This window comes from Geomobilimonas luticola (genome assembly GCF_018476905.1).
GTDB lineage: Bacteria > Desulfobacterota > Desulfuromonadia > Geobacterales > Geobacteraceae > Geomobilimonas > Geomobilimonas luticola.
In genome coordinates this window covers 58,353-80,375 of sequence record NZ_JAHCVK010000007.1, presented here as the reverse complement: position 1 = coordinate 80,375, position 22,023 = coordinate 58,353, and the positions used below count along the sequence as shown (strand labels likewise).

24 protein-coding genes and 1 pseudogene are annotated in these 22,023 nt (G+C 55.4%); 9 read left to right on the top strand and 16 right to left on the bottom strand.

The annotated features are described in order from the left end of the window. Window positions 1–49: 49 nt before the first annotated feature. The 3 genes from KI810_RS13625 to KI810_RS13615 all read right to left on the bottom strand — a co-directional run bounded on the left by KI810_RS13625 (window position 50) and on the right by KI810_RS13615 (window position 1,619). The gene (locus KI810_RS13625) at window positions 50–424 is read right to left on the bottom strand and encodes a helix-turn-helix domain-containing protein (RefSeq protein ID WP_214176113.1); all 375 of its coding nucleotides are present in this window, start codon (window positions 422–424) and stop codon (window positions 50–52) included. After that, the gene (locus tag KI810_RS13620; protein ID WP_214176112.1) at window positions 421–678 is read right to left on the bottom strand and encodes a type II toxin-antitoxin system RelE family toxin; all 258 of its coding nucleotides are present in this window, start codon (window positions 676–678) and stop codon (window positions 421–423) included. Before KI810_RS13620 ends, KI810_RS13625 begins: the two co-directional genes overlap by 4 nt. A gap of 68 nt (window positions 679–746) precedes the next feature. Further along, window positions 747–1,619: a metallophosphoesterase gene (locus KI810_RS13615; RefSeq protein ID WP_214176111.1), complete on the bottom strand. Its 873-nt coding sequence runs from the start codon at window positions 1,617–1,619 to the stop codon at window positions 747–749. A 136-nt stretch (window positions 1,620–1,755) separates the two neighbouring features. Here KI810_RS13615 and KI810_RS13610 point away from each other — a divergent pair, with 136 nt between their 5' ends. Both KI810_RS13610 and KI810_RS13605 read left to right on the top strand, forming a co-directional pair. Continuing rightward, entirely contained in the window at window positions 1,756–2,091 is a 336-nt protein-coding gene (locus KI810_RS13610) for a type II toxin-antitoxin system RelE/ParE family toxin (protein ID WP_214176151.1), read from the top strand. Beyond that, on the top strand, window positions 2,088–2,405 hold the full coding sequence (locus KI810_RS13605) for an addiction module antidote protein (protein WP_214176110.1): 318 nt from the start codon (window positions 2,088–2,090) through the stop codon (window positions 2,403–2,405). Before KI810_RS13610 ends, KI810_RS13605 begins: the two co-directional genes overlap by 4 nt. A gap of 4 nt (window positions 2,406–2,409) precedes the next feature. Here KI810_RS13605 and KI810_RS13600 read toward each other — a convergent pair. The 7 genes and pseudogenes from KI810_RS13600 to KI810_RS13570 all read right to left on the bottom strand — a co-directional run. Further along, window positions 2,410–2,640 (bottom strand): annotated as a pseudogene (locus KI810_RS13600) (IS3 family transposase); the annotation flags it as partial. Window positions 2,641–2,875: 235 nt separating this feature from the next. Beyond that, on the bottom strand, window positions 2,876–3,037 hold the full coding sequence (locus tag KI810_RS13595; RefSeq protein WP_214176109.1) for a hypothetical protein: 162 nt from the start codon (window positions 3,035–3,037) through the stop codon (window positions 2,876–2,878). A gap of 297 nt (window positions 3,038–3,334) precedes the next feature. Further along, window positions 3,335–3,826, bottom strand: a complete 492-nt coding sequence (locus KI810_RS13590; RefSeq protein WP_214176108.1) for a hypothetical protein — start codon at window positions 3,824–3,826, stop codon at window positions 3,335–3,337. Between the two features lie 83 nt (window positions 3,827–3,909). Beyond that, window positions 3,910–4,275, bottom strand: coding sequence for a hypothetical protein (locus KI810_RS13585; protein ID WP_214176107.1), 366 nt, complete (start codon window positions 4,273–4,275; stop codon window positions 3,910–3,912). A gap of 68 nt (window positions 4,276–4,343) precedes the next feature. Next, on the bottom strand, window positions 4,344–4,901 hold the full coding sequence (locus KI810_RS13580; protein WP_214176106.1) for a hypothetical protein: 558 nt from the start codon (window positions 4,899–4,901) through the stop codon (window positions 4,344–4,346). Between the two features lie 451 nt (window positions 4,902–5,352). Next, window positions 5,353–5,721, bottom strand: a complete 369-nt coding sequence (locus tag KI810_RS13575; protein WP_214176105.1) for a hypothetical protein — start codon at window positions 5,719–5,721, stop codon at window positions 5,353–5,355. Window positions 5,722–5,733: 12 nt separating this feature from the next. Further along, window positions 5,734–6,027 carry a hypothetical protein gene (locus KI810_RS13570; RefSeq protein ID WP_214176104.1) on the bottom strand — a complete coding sequence of 98 codons (294 nt, stop codon included), beginning with the start codon at window positions 6,025–6,027 and terminating at the stop codon, window positions 5,734–5,736. Between the two features lie 167 nt (window positions 6,028–6,194). Between KI810_RS13570 and KI810_RS13565 the strand changes: the two genes are divergently transcribed. Both KI810_RS13565 and KI810_RS13560 read left to right on the top strand, forming a co-directional pair. Then, the gene (locus KI810_RS13565; RefSeq protein WP_214176103.1) at window positions 6,195–6,452 is read left to right on the top strand and encodes a type II toxin-antitoxin system prevent-host-death family antitoxin; all 258 of its coding nucleotides are present in this window, start codon (window positions 6,195–6,197) and stop codon (window positions 6,450–6,452) included. After that, on the top strand, window positions 6,439–6,765 hold the full coding sequence (locus KI810_RS13560; protein ID WP_246525646.1) for a type II toxin-antitoxin system RelE family toxin: 327 nt from the start codon (window positions 6,439–6,441) through the stop codon (window positions 6,763–6,765). The genes KI810_RS13565 and KI810_RS13560 overlap by 14 nt, the downstream gene beginning before the upstream one ends. Before the next feature lie 840 nt (window positions 6,766–7,605). Here KI810_RS13560 and KI810_RS13555 read toward each other — a convergent pair. Then, window positions 7,606–7,959 carry a hypothetical protein gene (locus KI810_RS13555; protein WP_214176102.1) on the bottom strand — a complete coding sequence of 118 codons (354 nt, stop codon included), beginning with the start codon at window positions 7,957–7,959 and terminating at the stop codon, window positions 7,606–7,608. 503 nt (window positions 7,960–8,462) lie between these two features. Between KI810_RS13555 and KI810_RS13550 the strand changes: the two genes are divergently transcribed. Continuing rightward, on the top strand, window positions 8,463–9,404 hold the full coding sequence (locus KI810_RS13550) for an integron integrase (RefSeq protein WP_246525645.1): 942 nt from the start codon (window positions 8,463–8,465) through the stop codon (window positions 9,402–9,404). A 79-nt stretch (window positions 9,405–9,483) separates the two neighbouring features. Here the strand turns inward: KI810_RS13550 and ettA are convergent, their stop codons facing one another. Then, the gene (gene ettA / locus KI810_RS13545) at window positions 9,484–11,169 is read right to left on the bottom strand and encodes an energy-dependent translational throttle protein EttA (RefSeq protein ID WP_214176100.1); all 1,686 of its coding nucleotides are present in this window, start codon (window positions 11,167–11,169) and stop codon (window positions 9,484–9,486) included. 255 nt (window positions 11,170–11,424) lie between these two features. On the opposite strand from ettA, the gene KI810_RS13540 reads away from it, so the two are divergent. From KI810_RS13540 to bioA, 4 genes are all read left to right on the top strand, one after another. After that, window positions 11,425–14,007, top strand: a complete 2,583-nt coding sequence (locus KI810_RS13540) for a coiled-coil domain-containing protein (RefSeq protein WP_214176099.1) — start codon at window positions 11,425–11,427, stop codon at window positions 14,005–14,007. A gap of 125 nt (window positions 14,008–14,132) precedes the next feature. After that, complete coding sequence (gene bioB, locus KI810_RS13535) at window positions 14,133–15,122, top strand: biotin synthase BioB (RefSeq protein ID WP_214176098.1); 990 nt, start codon at window positions 14,133–14,135, stop codon at window positions 15,120–15,122. Between the two features lie 35 nt (window positions 15,123–15,157). After that, window positions 15,158–15,883 (top strand): dethiobiotin synthase, encoded by a 726-nt coding sequence (gene bioD, locus KI810_RS13530; RefSeq protein ID WP_214176097.1) that lies wholly within the window; start codon window positions 15,158–15,160, stop codon window positions 15,881–15,883. Further along, window positions 15,876–17,240 (top strand): adenosylmethionine--8-amino-7-oxononanoate transaminase, encoded by a 1,365-nt coding sequence (gene bioA, locus KI810_RS13525; protein WP_214176096.1) that lies wholly within the window; start codon window positions 15,876–15,878, stop codon window positions 17,238–17,240. Before bioD ends, bioA begins: the two co-directional genes overlap by 8 nt. A gap of 66 nt (window positions 17,241–17,306) precedes the next feature. Here the strand turns inward: bioA and KI810_RS13520 are convergent, their stop codons facing one another. The 4 genes from KI810_RS13520 to scpB all read right to left on the bottom strand — a co-directional run bounded on the left by KI810_RS13520 (window position 17,307) and on the right by scpB (window position 22,022). Next, complete coding sequence (locus tag KI810_RS13520; RefSeq protein WP_214176095.1) at window positions 17,307–17,699, bottom strand: hypothetical protein; 393 nt, start codon at window positions 17,697–17,699, stop codon at window positions 17,307–17,309. Window positions 17,700–17,957: 258 nt separating this feature from the next. After that, window positions 17,958–20,588, bottom strand: a complete 2,631-nt coding sequence (locus KI810_RS13515) for an A-adding tRNA nucleotidyltransferase (RefSeq protein ID WP_214176094.1) — start codon at window positions 20,586–20,588, stop codon at window positions 17,958–17,960. Beyond that, window positions 20,588–21,391 carry an AmmeMemoRadiSam system protein B gene (gene amrB, locus KI810_RS13510; protein ID WP_214176093.1) on the bottom strand — a complete coding sequence of 268 codons (804 nt, stop codon included), beginning with the start codon at window positions 21,389–21,391 and terminating at the stop codon, window positions 20,588–20,590. The genes KI810_RS13515 and amrB overlap by 1 nt, the downstream gene beginning before the upstream one ends. A 37-nt stretch (window positions 21,392–21,428) precedes the next feature. Beyond that, window positions 21,429–22,022: an SMC-Scp complex subunit ScpB gene (scpB, locus tag KI810_RS13505; protein ID WP_214176092.1), complete on the bottom strand. Its 594-nt coding sequence runs from the start codon at window positions 22,020–22,022 to the stop codon at window positions 21,429–21,431. Between the last annotated feature and the right edge of the window lies 1 nt (window position 22,023).

Genomic DNA, 22,023 nt, shown 5'->3' with positions numbered 1-22,023 from the left:
ATCATCCTTGCGTTTACCCGGGATTCCTGCACTGACCCTTTACTGCTCTTCAGTCCGTCAAGATATCAAGTGGGACGTCCAGGGAACGAGCTATTGCCGAGAGCGTTTCAACCGTACCCTGCCGCTTGCCCGTTTCGATCTGCGATAAGTATGGCTTGCTTATTCCTGCCCGATTTGCAAGTTCCTGCTGGGTCAGGCCGCGATGTTCACGCCAGAGTTTAATCGGTGATTCTCCTGCAAGCTCAGCACGCAGGATCTCGTCGGGCACCGTGAATTCCCGTCCGGCGGTATATGCTTCATGAAATTCGGCAACTGAATGTGCGTCGGCTTCATCCTCAAGCAGTTCAAGAAAATGTTGGTAATCTTCGTAAGGAATCACGGCAAACTCAGGGTGGCCATTCTTTTCAATAATCTGTGCTTTCATTGGTAAACATCTCCTCTTGGCGCGATTCGCACTACGGCTATCAACAGGGCCTGTTCGTGAATCGTATAGACAATCCGCCAGTCTCCTACCCGCAACCGGTAGCCGGGATGATTGGTAAGTTTCTTGACATTGTTATTCGGCGCCATTGGGTCGATCGCCAATGACTCGATCTTCTCCAGGATAAGCCGCGCTGTGTTGCGTGGCATGGCTTTTAACGCCTTTCGGGCGGCTCTTGAGTATTCAATGGAGAACATGATTTATGTTAACATATTGCTAACATATCAGCAAACTTATTTTCCGGCCGATCTTGGCGCTGGTTGCCTTAGAATAGCGTCAACACCGTTGCCTCGGGCATGCAGTTCAGCCTGATCGGCGCAAGTAAACATCCCACGCCTCGGGATACGTACGTCTGTCGTTCTCCGTCCCTTGCCAACCCTTGGCGATATTTCTGTCCGAACTTCGAAGGCATAACAGGCTGGCCAAGAAACGGTACAACAATCTGGCCGCCATGAGTGTGGCCTGACAACACTAAATCAATACGCTCATTCGAAAGTGAAATATCATCGTTGATGTCGGGGTTGTGACTGAGAAGAATCTTGATCGAATCTCCGTTAATTCCCTTGCATGCTGCCGCAAGGGAGCAGCTTGACTCCCAATAATCGTCGACACCGAGAAGGTGAAAGGTCGCTCCCGCCTTATTCAGCTCGACACTGGTGTTCCTGAGCCACGTCACGCCAACACGCTTGCTGAGTGTATCACAGATTGCCCCGACCGCCGCCAAACCGCTCCAAAAGTCGTGATTTCCCAAAACGCCATAAATTCCGAGAGGAGCTTTCAAATGAGAGAGTGCGGCTGCACAGCGTTCCAGGTACCGGGGTTTAAACTCACCGATGGAACCTGAAAGGAATTTGGTGGAACCTGAGATGAAATCCCCCGCAAGTACAATAACGTCAGGGCGTTCCGACATCACCAAGTCGGCAGAGGCCTTTATCAGCCCGTCAGATACGATGAATGATGAATGAAAGTCTGTCAAAAGGCCGATCTTGAGCCCTTGAAGCGGAGTCGGCAACTGCTTGATTCTTACCGGAACTCGCACAAGTTCGACCTGCGCTGCCGTGGAATTGTAATACCCCTTTCCAAGCGTGGCGACAATCAAGCCTCGTAATGAATATTTTAAAAAATTACGTCGGTTCAAATTCTTCTCTTATTTGAGTTCTGGCTAACGGGGCTGAGGCTGACCGCCCGTTTTTTTGGGGCGGTCGTGCCGATGGTTGGAAACCCCGCCTATTTATCATTTGACATGCTGTAAGATATAACTTACATTATTGGCAATGCAAACAGAGCCATTCAGAATAGCGTATTACACCGACGAACACGGGAACAAACCATTCCGAGAATGGCTAAATGATTTGCGTGATCAAGTCGCTGCCGTACGCATCCGCGCTCGCTTGACGCGGGTAAGAGCAGGAAATTTTGGTTCAGTCCGCAACGTCGGTGATGGTGTTGTGGAACTGAAGATAGATCATGGCCCCGGTTACCGTGTTTATTACGCGATTGACAATGGAACGGTTGTTCTCCTTCTGTGCGGCGGAGACAAACGGACTCAACAGCGCGACATAGAAAGCGCCCAACGGTTTTGGAAAAACCATCAGGAGCAACGAAAATGAAACATATGACCGACTACGAATCCGATCTTCATGAGTGGCTGAAATCTCCCGAAAATGCCGCTGCATATCTGAATGCAGTTTTGGAAGAGGGTGATAAGTCAGCGATGTTGCTAGCCTTGCGGGAAGTGGCTCAGGCACATGGCGGCATGGCGGCAGTGGCTGAAAAATCACATGTAAAACGCGAAAGTCTGTACCAGATGCTTTCCAAACGTGGCAATCCGGAGCTAACCAGTCTTTTTAATGTTCTTCATGGCATGGGTCTGACCATTACCATTCAACCGATGCATGAGGTCGGGGCATTGAATCGCCCCTAGTTTTTTAGACACTCGAGGTTTTCAGAAAATGGCGTCTTTCAAACTCCACCGGTGAAAGGTCATCGGTGTAACTATGGCGCCGGATTGGATTGTAGAACATCTCGATGTAGTTGAAAATATCCTGTCTTGCTTCTTCTCGATCTTTGTATGTCTTACGCTTGATCCGCTCGCGCTTAAGCAGTTGGAAAAAACTTTCCGCGACGGCGTTATCATAGCAGTTTCCTCGACGGCTCAGTTTTTATTGTAATCCCATCAACGTATATCGCGAGAGTGGGATGAAATAAGATAGCAACGGCACCTGAGATCAGTAGCAAAAATTTTATTTTTTTGGCATTTTCCCCTCTGCCAACGGGACTGAGACGCAGCGGATGTGCGGTGTTAGTTGTGCTGACCGTCTGCCGCCGAGTTGTTGAACTTCGCTTCAATCTTTTTGAATTTCAGATGGATACGCCTCCACTTGGGTAACAAGGTCAGGTCTTGGTGATCCAGTTCCTGTCGGGGTTTTTGACGTGGAACCGCACCACGGTGCCGCAGTTCTTGCACAAATCGGCAAGCAGTGGCTCGGTATTTCTGATTATCATGCCGGTCTTGTACTCCAGCCCCGTGCCCCCAACCTCGACGGATTGTGACACCGTGATATTCCTTGCGATTTCGATGCTGCCACATGTCTGACAGATCGTTGGAGTATTGCCTTCCATCTCGCCTCTCTTGGTAACGGGGTCGGCCTTGACCTGCCATCGGGCAGGTCCAAGGACGTGGTTATGCGTGGCTAGCTCTACTGACTGCAAAGAATCCAAAAAAGATAGATGCAACAGGTATAGTGACCCACAAATAAATACTAGAAAACGCCTCCTGCTTGGAGGCAAATTGTCGTTTTTCACTCTTCTTCATTTTTCTTCATTCCAAGTCATGCCAACGGGGGCGGAAGATCACCTGACGGGTTTATGGTCAGGTGTATCTTTCTGGTTGGCTGCTGAGATTCCCTCTGAATATGTAACGTGGACGCCTTCAACTTGCTCTTGTTTTTTAAAAATTCTCGTCTTGTCGGCATAATTCACAAGGATATTATTTCCGTTTTGCCAAGATACAGTCACTTTTGGACCTCCCCACTGCCCAGTTGCAGCTTTTCCGTGGTCCGAGTCAGCAACAAATACATTTCCGCCTTCATTTGGCAGTTCTTCTTTGGATGGAAGTATAGAAATTTGGGTACTAAAATCCGTTGTTGCTCCGCAGTCCCGCGCAAAGAGAATGGCCTTTTTCGATCCATCAGGAGATGTGTAAATAGAAACAATTGAGTTATCGCAAGCGGTATTCTTTTTCAGAAATGGGATGGCAATGGCTGCAATGATTCCGACAACTGGAATCAGGACATACATGCCAACCATGAACTTTGCTTCTTTTTTAAAAATTCCGTCTTTCATTATTCCTCAGCCAACGGGCCGGCCCTTGACCCGCACCGGGGCGATTCTCAGCCCCGGTCGGCGTCCAAGGGCCTGGTTATGCCTCAGGTTTTGTCCTTGGCAATTTTGACTATTATCCACCCACCATAAACAAAGTATGTGCTTAAAATAATGGCCGTAACCTTTAGTAATAACTGCTCTGTTGGAATAAGAAATACCGCCCAAAACACAGTGATTATCTGAGCTAGAAGGTATAATCCCATAATCCACTCTGCCGTCTTCTTTCCTTTGATGGCAAAATAAGAAACGGCTGCCATAACCACAAAGGCCAGTAGATGGAGAGTTGGAAGCCTGCCGGGTCTCACTCCCGTGGCATAGGCATAAACTGTCTGGGTTCCTTTGAACAGAATGAACGTGCCAAGGATTACAGCTGGTTTTTTGAGAATTTCAATGGTCTTATTCATATTCATTGGCATAACGTTATGAGGCGCACCAGCGCGTCAGCGCCTGTGTGCCGCCGAGTGTTGGACCTGTCTTTCTATCTCCATGACCTGATATTAACTTTAACTACACCAGCCTTTTCTAAAATTTCCTCTGCTGTCCTAATTTGTTCATTATCAAAGAAATACCCATAGGCTCCAAAAGTTGATTCTCCTGTTCTAGAGCGACATGAGCCTTCGCTGAAAATTCCTTTGGGAAGCAAAATTAATGTGGTTTTTGAATTTTCCCATTTCTCCCAATTATATCCATCAAGCTGTTCGTACTTGATTGCCATTAAAGCGCAGCCAGTAATACCAACACTCGTAAAAATCAACGGTTGTCGTGATGATAAAGCTATTGCAAATGCTCCAATGCAAACAAAGCTTAACGTGATAAAAACAGTAGCAAATATGTAAAATGAATTGTCCATGGATAGATCAGAAATAGTTCGGAATACGTAATTCATGACCCACAAATAAAACAATGCATATGCCAATGAAAGTACGATCATCACGGATCGTGGCACCTTTGCACTCTTTGTCCTTTGCATATCAATTCGTAACAATTCAGGTTCAGCTAATATTCTTTTTCTCTTTATGGGGCTTAGTTCAATCAATTATAAATCCTAATCTATTTTATTGTGGTCCAACGGGCCGGGCCTTGACCCGCGCCGGGGCGCTTCTCAGCCACGGTCGGCGTCTAAGGCCCTGGTTGGGTGTCATCTTGTCATAGCTATAACCTGCAAGATGAAGTTCACCACAAATGCGGTCCAGAAGACGTACCACGAAATCAGATTCAGACATGGAATTACTCTGCCTTTTTTGATTTCAATATATCGTTGCCGCATGTATCCAAATAGCTTCAGGTCAAAGCTTACGGAGTACTTGCTCCGCGCAAACATGAGGATAGGATTTTCTCCGTTTAGACGAAGGATCAGAAGCATGTATGCCGTCGTTAATGGGAAAATAGTTGCGGCGGTGACGCAGATCTTGTTGCCGATATTTAAGGTTTCATTGATTGTCATTTTTATATTCACCCAACGGCTCGGCCGGTGACCCGGCGCGGGTTTATCGCGGTCGGGTCCACTGGTCTCGTTGGGCATCCGTGTTCAGGGTCAACTTTCTAAGGGCCTCCACAGCCCTCAACTCAAACTCAGTCGGCACGAAAAAACGAGCAAGCAGTCCTGGGCGGTATCCGAGGAAGAAATCACCCGAGAAGTTGTTCGGAATCTGTTCTTCGTCGAAGGCTAGTTTCACAGATAAAATGTCGGATTGATCTGTCGTCTGAAATACTTCAACGAATTCACCTTCGTAAAATTCTTCCTTTTGATTTTTTTTAGGTTGATTCTCTTCAGGTTTTTCTACAAGAGGAACGGAGCAATCAGCGCAGGTATAGTAACCTTCTCGGTACTCCGTTTTGCACAGTGGACAAATCATGATAGTTCGCCTTTACCAGCTCAGCTTCTTATTTTGAAGATCAATCACCAGTTTTGCGTAAACATCTACCGTTCCGTCTGGCAGGATTTTCTTTCTACATACGCAACTGGCTGGGGTGAATCTGTATGCCGGGAAATACTCACCTTCAAGGTATCCTTGCCTTTTTGCTTCTCTACTGCATTTCCATTGATTGATTTGCAGATCGAAAGCCATTGAAATAAGAAAGGCTACAAGTATAGGGAAAACGATCCATTTAACTATTCGTGGCGTTATCGGATCATCTGGATTTGGAATTTCTGGTGGCATTTATTTTCCTCGCCCAACGGTGATGAGGGTGACCGGGTTCACCGGTCTTCCCGATTGTTGGCATCGTTTTTTCTGCTCTGTATAAGTTATGGCCTTTCATAGACAAATAATGGCTTGAAAAGCGCTGTAATTAGCTCTATATTTAGAGCTGAACAAAGGAGGCAATTATGAACATGGACACCATTTACGCCGATTTTTCTATTAGCATGTCGGAATTCAAGAAAAATCCGTCGCAGGTACTCCGCGTCGCCGGAGAAAAACCGGTGGCGATCCTTAACCATAACCGACCGGCATTTTATATGGTCACACCTAAAATCTTCGAAATGTTGGTCGAAGCCCTTGCTGACCGGGATCTGACAGAGCTTGTCCGGCATCGGCTTTCACAAAAAGATCGGAGTGTCGAGGTAGACATTGACACCGTCTAAAGCCGACAAAGGGGAAACCATATACCGCCTCAAATTCGTGCCAGATGCTCTCAAGGAATGGCAGACCCTTGACGGCAGCATAAAGGAACCTCTGCGCAAGGCGCTAAAAAAACGTCTGGAGCAACCTCATATGCCAGGTGCGGAGTTGCATGGCGACTTGCGTGGCTGTTACAAGATCAAGTTGCGCAAACAAGGATACCGCTTGGTCTATCTGGTTGAGGACGATGTCCTTGTCGTCCTTGTGCTGGCAATCGACCGCAGAGAAGACTTGGCGGCTTATCACGCTGCAATGCTTAGATTGTTAGGGAAATGATGCTTTGTTTTGCCAGTGACCATTACACCCCCGCATAACGAGACGTTTTTAATCTTTTCCAATTATCCGCTTGTTTTTCTTTCGACTCATTCTCCTCTGTACGGCAACAAACACGATGAAGCAGATGAACCCGGCTCCGAACGCTAGACGATATGCTATAGGGTCGATACCGAAAAACCGAACTACGTTGTCTTCCCATTCTACTATCTTGTGTGCAAAAACGAATCGGAGGACGGTAAGAACAATTCCAATGATGAGCAATAGCTCGATAAGAGCAATACCGCTTTGATTTGATTCTTTCGGTTTCATTTGTTTTCCTGCCAACGTCATAAGGCGCACCGGCGGAGCGTAGCGAAGACCGCGTGCCGCCGCGGGTTGGACATTTGTACTTAACCTACTGTTTGAAGGTTGAGTTGCGCAGTGGCTTTGTTTCTGAACTCTATTGTTGCCTGCCTGTCAGGCATTAATTTCAATAATTTGTCAAAATATACAATCGCTCGTTGATATTGTCCCAAATGGTATAGATTATTCTATAGATTTTAAATGTGTTTTCCTCGACTTTGCCGGTAAATGGCCGTTCTTTAGCTGACGAGAAAATACTCCAGAAACTCCGCGGCCCAACATTCTCCATAAGTCTTTCTCTCACCTGTGGCAATGGTTCAGGCACAACTAGGTCAAATGTATCGTATGGCAACAATTTCATATTTTCTCCAGCCAACTCGTTATTGACCGGTTAGACCGGTGTATCTATATTTAGACGCAAGCATCTACATGTATATGCAAGCATCTACAGGTATATAACATTTTTGCATATACCGGTAGATGCTTTTCGGTTTTTTGCTACTTATCCATTGCATCTATATGTATATGCTTTTCGAGGGCTGTCCCTGTAATATTGCCGTATCGCACATACCAAAGTTTCTGATCAGGTTTCCATTTCCCACCGGCTTCTTTGACTTGTTTGCGGAGGTCGGTTTCATAGCCTTCGATTTTTACTGCAACAAGTGAGTCCGCCGTAAATTTCTGTGGAGGTGGCTGCCATTCTGTCCGCTCGACTATCAGTTCTACGGTTTTCAGTCGCTGCCGGGTTGCTGCATCATATCTGAAGCGGACGCACACAAGTGCATCGCCATATTTATCGGTTAGACGCTTGGTGCCACGTTGACCCGGTTTGAGGCAGAGGCGAGTTTTCATCGTGCCCCCTTTCGAAAATGTGTCGCAAAGTATACTCAATTTCTGGTAATACATGAATTAAAAAATTTCAAGGAATTATGATGATTCTGTTACCGAACCATCTTTTCAAACAGTACCGGTCGTATTGTGTCATCAACGGCGTCACAGACTGTGATTTTGCCGACTGCCTGAAGTGGCTGCGTTACTTCCTTGATTTCTGCGAGAAGTACCAGATTACTGGGGATGAGGACGAGCGGATTCGTTTGTTCCTGAACAAGCTTCACCAGAAAGGGCAATCGGAGGAGAAGCGTACACAGGCGAAGAAGGCTGTGTCACTCTTTTTGGCTATGGTTCGGGGCGGAGCGGCGAGCCAACCGCCGGCACTGGATGTTACAACAGCGCAGCCTCAGAACCGGCGCACTGAAGTCACAGAGCAATCTCGGCAAGGGACTATTCCCGGCAAGTCGTTCTATAACACGGCCGGCTACCAAGAAAAATCCACGTCACCCGAGTGGGATGAGGTCATGTCGAAGTTGGCGGATGAAATCAAAGTGCGCCATTATTCCCGCAAAACACTTCAGACATACGCCAAATGGTCGCGGCAGTTCCAGCGCTTCCTGAAGAACAAGTCGCCGGAGGAGTTGACTACCGATGATGTTAAGGAGTACCTCACCTTTCTGGCGGTGAAATGCCATGTAGCCGCATCTACTCAGAACCAGGCGTTCAATTCTCTTCTGTTTCTCTTTCGCCATGCCCTGAAGCGCGACTTCGGTGAGCTGCGCGGTGTACCACGGGCGAAGAAGTCGCTCTATATTCCGGTTGTGCTCTCCCGGGAAGAGATCGACAGCATCCTTGCCCATCTCTACTATCCCTACAACCTCATCGTGAAACTCTTGTTCGGCTGCGGCCTTCGACTGTTCGAGTGCCTGCAACTCCGGGTTCGGGATTTCAATTTCGATGCGGGTGTGTTGACGGTGCACGGCAAGGGGAAGAAGGACCGGACCGTGCCGCTGCCGGAATCGAGCAGGGATGAACTTCAGAGACAGATGAAGCGGGTGAACGATCTGCATGCTAAGGATCTGGAAGAGGGGTACGACGGAGTCTTTCTGGATGATGCCGTTGAGAAAAAATATCCCAAGGCACCCAAGGAGTTGGTGCATCAGTGGTTCTTTCCGCAGAAGGAGCTGGCGCTGGTGGAGGAGAATGGCGAGCGGCGGCGGGCACATGTCCATGAATCACGGCTGCAGAAGGCGCTCTACCTCGCAGTACGCAAGGCCGGCATTCCCAAACGGGTTACGGCCCATACCTTCCGCCACTCTTTCGCCACCCACCTCCTGCAGGCCGGTTACGACATCCGCACCATCCAGACCAAGCTCGGCCATGCCAGCCTTAAAACAACAATGATCTACACCCACTGTGTGCCGGTCAGGACCATCAAAGAGGCACGAAGCCCGCTGGATTTCTGACGTATCGCCGGCATCCGAATGAAAAAGGCCGCGCATTCCTGCACGGCCCCTTCCCTGTTCTTCACACTGTCTGCCCACCTCAAGCCCGCGTCAGCTGCCGGTACTTGATCCGGTGGGGCTGGTCGGCGGCAGCGCCGAGCCTTTGGCGCCGGTCTTCCTCGTATTCGGAATAGTTGCCGTCGAACCAGACCACTTGGCTTTCGCCCTCGAAGGCGAGAATGTGGGTGGCGATCCGGTCGAGGAACCAGCGATCGTGTGAGATGACCACGGCGCAGCCGGCGAAGTTCTCCAGCGCCTCCTCCAGCGCCCGCATGGTGTTCACGTCCAGGTCGTTGGTCGGTTCGTCCAGGAGGATGACGTTCCCGCCATCCTTGAGCATCTTGGCCAGATGGACCCGGTTCCGCTCCCCGCCGGAGAGCAGCCCCACCTTCTTCTGCTGGTCGGCGCCGGAGAAGTTGAAGCGGGCCACGTAGGCGCGGGAATTGACCTGCTGCTTGCCGAGCTGGAGCATGTCCTGACCGCCGGAGATCTCTTCCCATATGGACTTCTCCGGGTCGAGCTGATCGCGGCTCTGGTCCACATAGGCAAGCTTGACCGTCTCGCCGGTCCTGAAGGTGCCCGAGTCTGCCGTCTCCTGGCCGGTGATCATCCGGAACAGGGTGGTCTTGCCGGCGCCGTTGGGACCGATGACCCCGACGATGCCGCCGGGGGGGAGGCGGAAAGAGAGCCCCTCGAAGAGGAGGCGGTCGCCGTAGGACTTGGACACGTCTGCCGCCTCGATGACCACGTCACCCAGCCGCGGCCCGGGTGGAATGAAGATCTCCAGATCCTTGGCGTGCCGTTCGCTCTCCTGGGTGAGAAGCTGCTCGTAGGAGGCGATGCGCGCCTTCCCCTTGGCGTGGCGCCCCTTGGGGGACATCCTGATCCACTCCAACTCCCGGGCCAGGGTCTTCTGCCGCTCGCTCTCCGTCTTCTCCTCCTGGGACAGGCGCGCCTGTTTCTGCTCCAGCCAGGAAGAGTAGTTCCCCTGCCAGGGGATACCCTGCCCCCGGTCCAGTTCCAGGATCCACCCCGCCACGTTGTCCAGGAAGTAGCGGTCGTGGGTGACGGCGATGATGGTCCCCTCGTAGCGCTGCAGGTGGTGCTCCAGCCAGGCGACCGATTCGGCGTCCAGGTGGTTGGTCGGTTCGTCCAGGAGGAGGATGTCAGGCTTCTGGAGGAGAAGGCGGCAGAGGGCCACCCGCCGCTTCTCGCCACCGGAGAGAACCTTGACCGGCGTGTCGCCGGGGGGACAGCGAAGGGCATCCATGGCCATCTCCAGCCGGGCATCCAGGTCCCAGGCGTCCAGGTGGTCGAGCTTCTCCTGCACCGCCGCCTGCCGGTCGCACAGCTTGGCCATCTCGTCGTCGGACATGGGCTCGGCGAAGCGGGCGTTGATCTCGTTGAATTCGTTCACCAGGTCGACGGTCTCCTGCACCCCCTCCTCCACCACCTCACGGACGGTTCTCTCCTCGTCCATGAGCGGCTCCTGGGGGAGAAAACCGACGGTATAGCCGGCCGACAGGACCGCCTTGCCGTTGTACTCCGTATCCACACCGGCCAGGATCCGGAGGAGCGAACTCTTTCCCGAACCGTTGAGCCCCAGCACGCCGATCTTGGCGCCGTAGAAATAGGAGAGATAAATATCCTTCAGTACCGGTTTCTTGTCATAAAACTTGCTCACTCCGATCATGGAGTAGATGACCTTGTTTCCTTCGTTGCTCATGTATCTCGCATCCTCCTTGGATTGTGTCGCGCCAAAATATCAGCAGCTTCGGACAGATGCAAGCCAAAATTAGACCCGGCGGGATCCCCTGTAACAATGGTTCCGGCATAGTGTCAGCGAAAAGATGCACAGAGTAATATCGAATTGACTTGCCACCGTCACTTTGCTATTTTTCCAGTAAATAGCGGCTCAGTTCACTATCGTTCATGACGATGGGGAGCTGAATCCCTGACAACCATTCCAGAGAGTGCGACCATGCTTACCCTCGACAAGTCGTTGCAAGCGATCGAAGCTGCTGAAGACGAAGTACTGGAAGTGCACCGTTCCACGGCTGCCATAGCTTCGCCGGAGGGGTTGTCAAAACAGCCGTGCACCGCTTTTCTCTGCGGGATCAAGCAGGATGAAACTCCCCGCATCTATGTCGGACTTGTTTCGAGGGACAACAAGATCTTCATCTATACCCCTGCGAAACAGCCGGATAGCATGACGGCATATGCAAAAACCCTCAAGGAAGTCATCGCCGATGTGGAGGAAATGGGATTCCAGCTGAGCGAGATCAACCTTAAATACAGCAAGGCCCTGCGGGAAGTTATCATCAAGGATGTCCGCATCCTCGTCCCCCCCGGCTCGCTTAGAAAGACCGCGCCTAAACCGTCGGCAGCCGCAGAACCGCAAGGGAGTGGCGGTGCAGGTCCCCAGGCGAAACCGGCGGCAAAACCGGACCAGGGGATCGAGGAAAAAGCGGAACAGGAAAAGCTCGCCGCGGAACAGAAGGCTGCCGAATCGGAGCGGAAGCGCCTTGAGGAAGAACGGAAGGAACTGGAACGGTCAGTTGCCGAGCAGGCAGCCGCCGAGGCGAAACGTGAGAAGGCCGCGGCGGAACAGGCCCGGGACCTTGCGGCCGTTCAGGCTTCCATTGCCACGACCTCGGAACTGTTGAAACAGGCCCAGGCCGATGCTGCGGGGTTATCTTCCATCAGCGCCGACCACACGCGGCACATGGAAGAGATGGCTGCTGCCGAGAAGGCCGCTTCGAAAGAACTGACCGCCATCACGAAAGAGCTCGACCGCCTGTTGGCGGCGACGGCGGAACAGCAGCGTCTCATCGCCGAACGGGAGATTGCCGAGCAGAAGCTGGCCGAGAAACTTGAAGCGGCCCGGACCGACCTGAAGCACCGGACCGTGGAACTGAGGGAGATGGAGCAACTGGCGGCGGAGAAGGGAGCAGCTGAACAGGCCGCTGCCGAAGAATTCGCCGCCATCACCGCCGAACTGGAACGCCTCTTGGGCGTGACGGCAGAACATGAAGAAGTGTTCCACGAAGCGTCTTCTGCGGAACAGGCCATCTTCGAACAGGTGGCCGAGGTGCGCGCCGAGGTCGAGCGATTGACCGCCGAAAACGCCGAAATGGAGCAGCTTGGTAGGGAAAAGGCGGATGCAGGTGAGGCGGCACGCCGGGAAATCGATAAACTCAAAGAGGAAATCGAGCGCCTGACCTCCCAAAAGATGGAGAACCAGCAGTTCCTTGAACAGAGCATCACCCTGGAAAGCTCCACAGCGGAGGAGCTTCAGGAGACCCTGGCCCTGCGGGAGCAGCTGATTGCCGAAACGGAGGAAGAGGAGCGCCTCCTCGCCGAGAAGACGGCGGCAATCCGCGTGGCCACAGAAGAGCTGGCGGCAATGAAAACGGAGATGGCAGCCGCCGCCGCCGAAAAGGCAGAGATCACGCGACGGGCCGCGGGTCGTGCCGACGAGGAACGGTCGGCGATCCTGGCCGTTCTGAGCGGCAGATACACTCCCCCCACGACGGACGCCACGACGGAGGACGGTCAGCCGGCGGAGGAAGAGCCGGAAATGCTTGAAGAAGAGGCGGTTGAACCCCCTCCTGCGTCGATTCAGAGGACGACGGCAAAACCGGACATCGAGCCTGCCCGTGGAATTCCTGCTGCCGAAGATGTCGGACAGGAAGAACTTGAACGGGCGACAAAAGAGCAGGAACGGCTTTCACTGGCAAAAATCGAAGAGAAGCGCCGGGCTGCGGAACAGGCGGCGGCCGAAAAAGCTGCCGCGGAGCAGGCAGAGCAGGAGAAAGCCGAAGCGGAACTGGCGGCGGCCGAACGGGCGCACCGGGCCATCAAGCAGGAAAAGAAAGAGCGGCAGGAAGCCGAGCTGACCGCGGAGGAGAGGCTCAAGGCCGAAAAGAAAGCGGCATGGGAGCGCCAGCTGGCGGAGTGGGAAGCGGCGAAAAAAGCCGATGAAGAGTCCCGTTCGGAGGACAAGGCTGCTTCCGTCGAGCAGGAAGCGGATTTCGATCCTATCGCTGCTGCGGAAGCCGAACAGCGGCGCCAGGCAACCATCGAAGCCCTTTCAGGCAATGCCGGTTTTGGGCAGTTTTCATCCTCCGAGGGGAGTGGCGCGGATTTCTTCGGTCACTCAAACGATCCCATAACCACGTTCAAGTTAGACCGTTCCCAGAGCTGCATTTCATATACATCACCGGCTGAAATCACCACGCTCTACAAATCCATCAACAATGCCAGGATCACACCGGAAGGCTTTTCGGCCCAGAAGTGCACGGCGTTTCTGTGTGCGCTCCATCAAGGCAAAGCCTGGAAAGTGTATGTAGCGCTCCAGCTCTCCGAGGACAAGCATGTCCTCGTCTACGCCCCCAGCTTCCAGCCGACCGACGAGTCCAATTGCCGGAAGATCGTCCAAGACGCCGTCACGTTCTCCGAGCATGTCGGTTTCATGATGGACGAGGTCGAACTCCCCGGCGACGAACAGCACCGCCTTAAGGCACTGAACAAAATCACCGGGCTTTCCCAGGCGGCATCCTGACACTTCCGGACGCCCCACTCCCCGTAGCAGTCAGGCAATTCCTTACAGCCGTTCGTTAACCATTTACCCATTCAAGGTTGACAACTCTCTCCGGAGTATGGTAAGTGAATCTGCGGAGGAGTGCCATGCACCATACTATCAATGCCTTGACCGATCGCATCCTTGCCGGAGAACAGATTGCCGAGTCCGAAGCTTTCAGCCTCTGCGATGTTACCGGTACCGGCCTTTATGCCCTTTTCAGCGCTGCAAGCCGGATCAAGGAACGGTTCGTCGGAAACAAGGTCTTTCTCTGCTCGATCATCAACGCGAAATCGGGGCGCTGCCCCGAAAACTGCAGCTTCTGCGCCCAGTCGGCCCACCACACGACCGCCGCCCCCGTCTACCCCCTGGTGGATGAGGAGAAGATCGTTTCCTGCGCCAAAGAGGCGGAGCAGAACGGCTCCAGCTGCTATGGCATCATCACCAGCGGCACCAGCATCGGCACCGGGGATGAGCTGGAACGGATCTGTCGCGCCGTGCGGCGGATCCGCCGGGAAACCGGCATAACCCCCTCCTGTTCCCTCGGCATCATCGACTACGCTACGGCAACAGCCCTCAAGGAAGCAGGCGTGGAGACCTACCATCACAACCTGGAAACCTCCCGCAGCTTCTTCCCCAGCGTCTGCACCACCCACGACTACGAACAGGACGTGGAGACGGTGCGGGTCGCCAAGCGAGCCGGACTAAACGTCTGTTGCGGCGGCATCTTCGGCCTTGGGGAAAATGTCCGGCAGCGGGTGGAATTGGCCCTCACCCTGCGTGAGCTGGCAGTCGACTCGATACCGCTCAATTTCCTCAACCCCATCGAAGGGACCCGGCTCGCAGGGGCACGCAACATCACCCCCATGGAATGCCTCCACGCCATCGCCCTGTTCCGGTTTATCCTGCCGGACCGGAAGATCTCCGTCTGCGGTGGCCGGGAGCAGAACCTGCGCGACCTCCAGTCATGGATGTTCCTGGCCGGCGCCAGCGGCACTATGGTCGGCAACTACCTCACCACCACCGGCCGCGCGCCTGAACAGGACTGGCAGATGCTCAGGGACCTGGAGCTCGATGTGGCCAGCTGCTGCGAATAGCGATGAATCATCCTTGAAGGGTTACGAGGATTTCAATGTCAGCTAAAGGTATCTTCATAACCGGCACCGACACGGGGGTCGGCAAGACCGTCGTAGCGGCGGTGATCGCTCGTCTTCTGCGGCAGCGTGGAATCGATGTCGGAGTAATAAAACCGGTCACCAGCGGATGCGGGGAGGTGGATGGCCGACTCGTTTCGGAGGACGCCCAACTCCTCTGCTGGGCTGCCGGAACCGACGCCAATGACCGGGACGCGACCCCCTATCTCCTCCGCGAACCCCTCGCCCCCTCCATGGCCGCAGAACGGGACGGGATACGGATCGACTTCCACACCATCAAGGCCGCCTACGACCGGCTAGCTGCCCGCCACGACTTCGTCATCGTCGAGGGGGCCGGCGGGCTTATGGTCCCCCTGGCCGGCGGACTTCTCATCGCCGACCTGGCTGCACACCTGTCGCTGCCGCTTCTCGTCGTCGCCCGGCCGAACCTGGGGACGATAAACCACACCCTGCTGACCACCTTCGCTGCCCGTCAGATGGGACTTACCGTCAAAGGGGTCGTCATCAACAACTACCCGGTCCAGCCGGGTCCGGCTGAAGAGTATGCCCCCCATCTCCTCGGTTCACTCTGCGGCACAGCCGTCCTCGGCGTTTTCCCGGCTAGGGAAGCGACCGACCAGCAGCAGCTCGTTGCGGAGCTCGCCGAGGTGGTCGGCAACCACATCCTCACCACGTTTCTATTGAAGGAGATCGGCATTGCCTGACCTGGACACGAAAACCCTGCAGGAGTACGACCGGAAGTACGTCTGGCACCCGTTCACCCAGATGCGGGACTGGGAAGCGGAGCCCCCCGTCGTGATCACCCGGGGAGAGGGGTGCTATCTCGTCGACAGCGACGGCAACCGCTACCTGGACGGGGTGGCATCCATCTGGACCAATGTCCACGGCCATTGCCGGCGGGAGATCAACGACGCCATCAAGGCGCAGGTCGACCGTATCGAGCACTCGACCCAATTGGGCCTTGCCAACGACCAGGCGGCCATCCTCGCCAAACGCCTGGTGGAAATAGCCCCTGCCGGCCTCTGCAAGGTTTTCTATTCCGATAACGGCTCCACCGCCGTGGAGATCGGCATCAAGATGGCGTTCCAGTACCAGCAGCACCGGGGCGCCACCCGGAAGACGAAGTTCATCTCCTTCGTCAACGCCTATCACGGCGACACCATCGGCGCGGTGAGCGTCGGCGGCATCGACCTGTTCCACGGCGTGTTCCGCCCCCTCCTCTTCCCGACCATCCTGGCCCCCTCCCCCTACTGTTACCGCTGCGAACTCTGCCCGGAACAGGATTCGGATATGTGTGGCCGTCTCTGTCTTGCGGAACTGGAACGGCTCATGGCGGCACATGCCGATGAGACCGCCGGTCTGGTGATCGAGCCCCTCGTCCAGGGGGCCGGCGGCATGATCGTCCACCCTCCCGGCTTCCTGAAACGGGTGCGGGAGTTGTGTGACCGCCATGACATCCTCATGATCGCCGACGAGGTGGCGGTCGGCTTCGGGCGGACCGGCACCATGTTCGCCTGCCAGCAGGAAGGGGTCACGCCCGACATCATGGCGCTCTCCAAGGGGATTACCGCCGGCTATCTTCCGCTGGCTGCAACGATGGCCACCCAGAAGGTCTACGACGCCTTCCTTGGCGACTACCGCGAATTGAAGACCTTTTTCCACGGCCATACCTTCACCGGCAACCCCATCGCCTGCGCCACGGCGCTGGCAAGCCTCGACCTGTTTGAAACAGACCGCCTGCTCGATTCCTTACCACCTAAAATCGATTACTTACGCGCACGACTTACAGCGCTGGAAGAACTTTCTCACGTGGGGAACGTCCGGCAATGCGGCATGCTGGGGGGGATCGAACTGGTCCGGAATAAAGCCGACAAGAAGCCTTACCCCTGGGAAGAGCGGGTCGGCATGCGGGTCTGCCAGGAGGCAAAAAAACACGGTCTGTTCCTGAGGCCGCTTGGTAACACCATCGTGGTATTCCCCCCCCTCGTCATCACCCTCGACGAACTGAAGTTCCTCATGGACGGCATTGAGACCTCCATCCGGGCCGTTACCGACCCCTGAACAAAAAAAGGGGTGCCTGCAATGCAGACACCCCTTTTCATGTATATGGGTTCGAAACGGTGAGCCTTAAAACTTCCCCCTGATGAGTTCAGCCTTGAGCATGACCGTCGATCCCCCCTTGGCACTGGCTTCCTGGAACTCAGGCATGATGGTCGGCATTGCCAGCCTTACCTTGCCGTTGTCGATTTCAGCCAGGGCCCGTGAGGACTTTGCGATTCCGTAGGCCGTGCCGGCAATGACACCGGTGGCAGCACCGACAGAAAGATAGTCCAGGTGGTCGCCCGGTCGCTTGGTAAATGCGAGAAGCGCTCCACCCACCAGGGTGCCAGCCAACCCGCCATAGAAGGCGTTTTCGAAAATATCCCTGAAAACACCGTCAGCGGCGTGGGCGGGGACACTCCAACTGGTGAGCAGGACTGCCGAAACGATAACCAGTACTGCTCGCTTGAATTCCTTCATGTGCCCCCCCGGTTCGCTCATTTTCTATCCGAACGGAATGCAAATCCAGGGCCAAAAATCATCTTAAAATATTGCAGTGCCATAACCTCCTGACGTTACGCGCGTTTTTTCATGAGAACGCGGGGTGTGCCCCCTACGACCATTACGGGCGCCGGCAGCATACACGCCATTTCGCCCGCCAAATCCCAGCAAAGTCAATTTTAATCAGTTATATCGGCATGTTACCATAGTGCAGTCGTTTCACGGAGTGTTGCAAAATCACAACACTCTGCCGACCCGCTTCCTGACCAGGCGCTCTTCATCTTCACGACTCAGGACCTCATTGTTGAGGCGTGCCGTGAGGAGTACATCCAGCAGTTCACGAATCCGCGGGCCTGCCGGCACACCGAGCCGCTGCAGCTCTTTGCCGTTGAGCATGGTGCGCACGTTCTGGAGCTGGGTTATGTAGAGTGAAATGAATTTCTTTACATCGGCACTGGTGGTGCTGGCCATCATGAACAGAAGCAGTTCCACCGGCAGGGCTTTGAGCCAGAAGTAGATGTCGCTCCGGAGTACCGGAATACCGCGCGCCACTTTCCGCTGCATGATCTCCAGCATCGTGCCGGCTTGCCTGCGGGACTCGAAGAGCTTTTCACGGTAGTGCTCGTTCACTGCCAGGCGGTTGCAGGTGGCCAGGAATTCGTCATTGGAAAGCGTGCCGGTCAGGGTGAGGAAATAGACTGCCCATTTTTCGTAACGACGATCGAGAAAGAGAAGCTCGAACCAGGATACGATACGGACCGCCTCTTCCATGTTCCGCCGGACCGGTTTCGTCAGGAAAAGGTCAGGATGAATGAAGCGAAGCAGGCCAAGGGAGGCAAGACGGTCCACGGCCCGCAGAGGATCGTTTTCCGTCAGGATGTGCACCAGTTCGGACAGAAGCCGCTTCCCCCCCAGCTTGTCAAGAAAATTCATCTTGACCGCGTTCTTTATCAGATTTTCGGTATGTTTTGCGATATGAAAGTCGAGACGCTGTTCGAAACGGATGGCACGGAATACCCGCGTCGGGTCCTCGACGAACGACAGGTTGTGGAGGACCCTGAGAACGCGTTCCTGCAGGTCGCGCTGGGCACCGAAGTAATCGATCAGGACACCGAAATCCGGGCTGTTGAGACGTATGGCCAGGGTATTTATGGTGAAGTCGCGACGATAGAGGTCCATCTTGAGTGATGAACGCTCCACCGTGGGAAGAGCACCGGGAGAAGCATAATATTCAAGTCGCGTGCTCGCAACGTCTATCTTGGTGCCGTCAGGGAAGACGATGACCGCGGTGCCGAACTTGACGTGACTCTTGACCCGGCAGCCGAACTTCGCGGCAAAGGTCGTCGCGAAAAGGATGCCGTCCCCTTCGATCGTCACATCGATATCGCAGTTCTCGATGCCAAGAAGGAGGTCGCGCACGAACCCGCCTACGGCGTAGACCGGCAGATCGAGCTCTTCGCCGACCTGTCCCAGGTCCCTGAGCATCTTCACAACGTCCGGAGCGAGCTGTCTGTCGATGAGACGCATCACCTCCCGGCTCCGAATCGGCAGGCTGTCACGGGCAAGGTCATAGAGCGCTTCACCGGCGTACATGGAGCGGAGCAGGTCGGTGCGGGTTATGACCGCACAGAGTTCCTCCCCGTCAAAAATCGGCACGAGGCGACGGTTCTGCCCCACGATGTATTCCTGTACGGCGGCGACGGGCGTATCCGGTGTCCCCTTCAGGTATTCCGTATGCATGTACTCGCTCACCGGCAGGCTACCGAGTTCGTGGTACAGTGCTTTTTCCACGATGCGCCGGGATATGATGCCGACCATCCGTTTTCCGTCCATAACCGGCATGGCGTTCACGTTGTAGCGGGTCAGCAGTTCACGCGCCTCCGTCAGGGTTGTGCTGGCCGGCATGGTCTTGACCGGCGCGGACATGATGTCCCGTGCCACGCGACGCGGATTTACTTTGTTCCGGAGAGTCTCTTCAAGCCGCTCAAGCACCTGGATGAGGGTCAGTTCCCGAACGGTTGCCGATGCGGCGGTGGCATGCCCTCCCCCTCCCAACTCGCGGAGGATATCCCCCACGTTCACCTCGGGTATGCGGCTGCGGGCGACGATATACACCCGGTTTCCCATGCCGACCACGAGGAACAGGGCCTCCAGGTTCTCCATATCCCGCATCATGTGGGCCAGCACGGCGATGTCGCCGATATAGTAGTCCACCGACGTATGGGCCAGGGAAACATCGATCCCGTTCAGGGTGGTGGTCTGGAGGGATTTGAGGAGATCGTTCAGGAGCGATACCTGTTCGGCGGTCAGCTCCTGGGTCATGAAATCGGCCACCGTGTTGAGGTTTGCCCCCTGCTCCAGGAGCCAGGCGGCCGCCTGGTAATCTTCACCCGTGATCGTGGGAAAGGTGAGACTCCCCGTATCCTCGTAGATGCCGAGCATCATGAGGGTCGCCTCGGTGGCGTTCACCTCGATTCCCCGCTCACGCAGCAGCGTTGCCAGGATGGTGCAGGTGGAGCCGCTCTCGCGGATGATACCGGCAGCCGGGGTAATGTCCCCCGACGATTCGGGATGATGGTCGTAGATGTGGACCTCCACGCCCGGCCGGGTGAGTATCTCGGCAAAGCGGCCGATGCGGGAGGAGTGCTGGCAGTCGACGAGGATGAGGCGGGTGATCTTGTCGAACTCCAGGTCCTTCAGGCGGGTAAAGTCAAGGGCGTAACTGGTGGACTTGAGGAAGAAATCGCGCATGCTCTTTTCCTGGGAACCGGAAAAGACGAGACGCGCCTCGGGGTAAAGTTTCCGGGCGGCGACCATCGCCCCGAGGCAGTCGAAATCGGCGTTGACATGGGTGGTGATGACGTCCATCAGGTTACCGTAAATGCCGCATAGGCGACCACCTGCCGGTTGTCGCCCGTCACGTCGCCACTGGTGGCGTAACGGACCAGGCGTGCTCCGGTGGCCCCCAGCGCCAGGGCGGCAACGAGCATGACCGTCGCCGGCACGACCCCGCACATGGTGATCCCCTCCTGCCGGCAGACCCGGAGGAGCCCCGGCGGGTCGAGGGCGAGAACCGCGGCCATGGCCGGTTCATCCCTGCGGCGCGCCGTCGTGGCCGATTCGTAGTGGGTCATGTCGGAGCTGGCGACGATCAGGACCTCCTCGCCGTATTCCCGGATGGCCGCAGCAAGCCCCTCCCCCAATGCCCGGCAGCTGGCAAAATCACCGAAACCGAGACAGAGCGGGACGATGGATACGTCGGGACGGACGAACTGAAGAAAAGGGACCTGCACTTCGAGGGAATGTTCATACAGATGGGCGGCCGCGTCCTCTTCCACGAGGGGGGCATGCTGACGGACCAGAGCGGAAAGGCGGGAGTTAACCTCTACGGCGCCGAGGGGGGTCTGCCACTGCGCGGCCGGGGAGAGGGCCGCCCGGCGCCCGGCACCGTGGTGGTTGGGTCCGAGGATGATGACGGTGGCAGGAACGTCGACCGCACCGTACAGTTCGCCCGCCACGGCGCCGGAATACATGTACCCCGCATGGGGGGCGATGACCCCGAGGGGGCGTTCCTTCGCGGCAGCCGTGACAACCAATCGTTCAAGCTCGGCACGGAGTTGCCGGGGGTTGTCGGTGTAGAACTGACCTGCAACGGCGGGTTGACGCAGCATACACCCTCCTTGTCGGCAGGGAGGCAGTTCGCCCCCCCTACTCTCCCGTCCCCTCTTCACCGGTCACAGCAGCCAGCGGAAGCTCCCCCTGCTCCTCGAAGACCGGCGGTTGGGCCAGATCCTGGATCTCCTTGAGCGTCGGCAGGCTCGCCAGGTTCTTGAGGCTGAAGAGCTCCAGGAATTCCCGCGTGGTACCGTAGATGAGGGGCCGACCGGGTACGTCCTTCTTGCCGAGGATCTTGATGAGTTTCTTTTCCAGAAGCGTCTTGAGTATCCCCCCGCAGTCCACACCCCGCAGGTATTCGATTTCGGCGCGGGTTATGGGCTGGCGGTAGGCGATGATCGCCAGGGTCTCCAGGGACGATTGTCCGAATTTGGGGGGACGGGTCCTGGAAAGACGCTTGAGGTAGTCGGCATGTTCGGGCCGGCTGCGAAACTGGTACCCCCCCGCCACCTCGACGAGAGCGATCCCCCGGCCGGGCTGGTCATAGTCGGCCAGCAACTCTTCCAGCGCGGCGCGGAGTTCGCTCCGTTCATGCTCCTCCAGGATCGACGCGAGGCGGTCCAGCGACAGGGGCGTTTCCGCCACGAAGATGAGGCTTTCGACCACCGACTTGAGGGTGCCGGTCATG

Excerpts from the sequence above, each read along its gene's own strand:
- KI810_RS13515 (WP_214176094.1), bottom strand. The coding sequence starts at position 20,588 with ATGGACGTCATCACCACCCATGTCAACGCCGATTTCGACTGCCTCGGG.
- KI810_RS13620 (WP_214176112.1), bottom strand. The coding sequence starts at position 678 with ATGTTCTCCATTGAATACTCAAGAGCCGCCCGAAAGGCGTTAAAAGCC.
- amrB (WP_214176093.1), bottom strand. The coding sequence starts at position 21,391 with ATGCTGCGTCAACCCGCCGTTGCAGGTCAGTTCTACACCGACAACCCC.
- KI810_RS13550 (WP_246525645.1), top strand. The coding sequence starts at position 8,463 with ATGTCGAAGTTGGCGGATGAAATCAAAGTGCGCCATTATTCCCGCAAA.
- KI810_RS13605 (WP_214176110.1), top strand. The coding sequence starts at position 2,088 with ATGAAACATATGACCGACTACGAATCCGATCTTCATGAGTGGCTGAAA.
- KI810_RS13520 (WP_214176095.1), bottom strand. The coding sequence starts at position 17,699 with ATGAAGGAATTCAAGCGAGCAGTACTGGTTATCGTTTCGGCAGTCCTG.
- KI810_RS13540 (WP_214176099.1), top strand. The coding sequence starts at position 11,425 with ATGCTTACCCTCGACAAGTCGTTGCAAGCGATCGAAGCTGCTGAAGAC.
- KI810_RS13555 (WP_214176102.1), bottom strand. The coding sequence starts at position 7,959 with ATGAAAACTCGCCTCTGCCTCAAACCGGGTCAACGTGGCACCAAGCGT.
- KI810_RS13585 (WP_214176107.1), bottom strand. The coding sequence starts at position 4,275 with ATGAATATGAATAAGACCATTGAAATTCTCAAAAAACCAGCTGTAATC.
- KI810_RS13570 (WP_214176104.1), bottom strand. The coding sequence starts at position 6,027 with ATGCCACCAGAAATTCCAAATCCAGATGATCCGATAACGCCACGAATA.
- KI810_RS13565 (WP_214176103.1), top strand. The coding sequence starts at position 6,195 with ATGAACATGGACACCATTTACGCCGATTTTTCTATTAGCATGTCGGAA.
- KI810_RS13590 (WP_214176108.1), bottom strand. The coding sequence starts at position 3,826 with ATGAAAGACGGAATTTTTAAAAAAGAAGCAAAGTTCATGGTTGGCATG.
- KI810_RS13610 (WP_214176151.1), top strand. The coding sequence starts at position 1,756 with ATGCAAACAGAGCCATTCAGAATAGCGTATTACACCGACGAACACGGG.
- KI810_RS13575 (WP_214176105.1), bottom strand. The coding sequence starts at position 5,721 with ATGATTTGTCCACTGTGCAAAACGGAGTACCGAGAAGGTTACTATACC.
- bioB (WP_214176098.1), top strand. The coding sequence starts at position 14,133 with ATGCACCATACTATCAATGCCTTGACCGATCGCATCCTTGCCGGAGAA.
- bioD (WP_214176097.1), top strand. The coding sequence starts at position 15,158 with ATGTCAGCTAAAGGTATCTTCATAACCGGCACCGACACGGGGGTCGGC.
- KI810_RS13625 (WP_214176113.1), bottom strand. The coding sequence starts at position 424 with ATGAAAGCACAGATTATTGAAAAGAATGGCCACCCTGAGTTTGCCGTG.
- scpB (WP_214176092.1), bottom strand. The coding sequence starts at position 22,022 with ATGACCGGCACCCTCAAGTCGGTGGTCGAAAGCCTCATCTTCGTGGCG.
- ettA (WP_214176100.1), bottom strand. The coding sequence starts at position 11,169 with ATGAGCAACGAAGGAAACAAGGTCATCTACTCCATGATCGGAGTGAGC.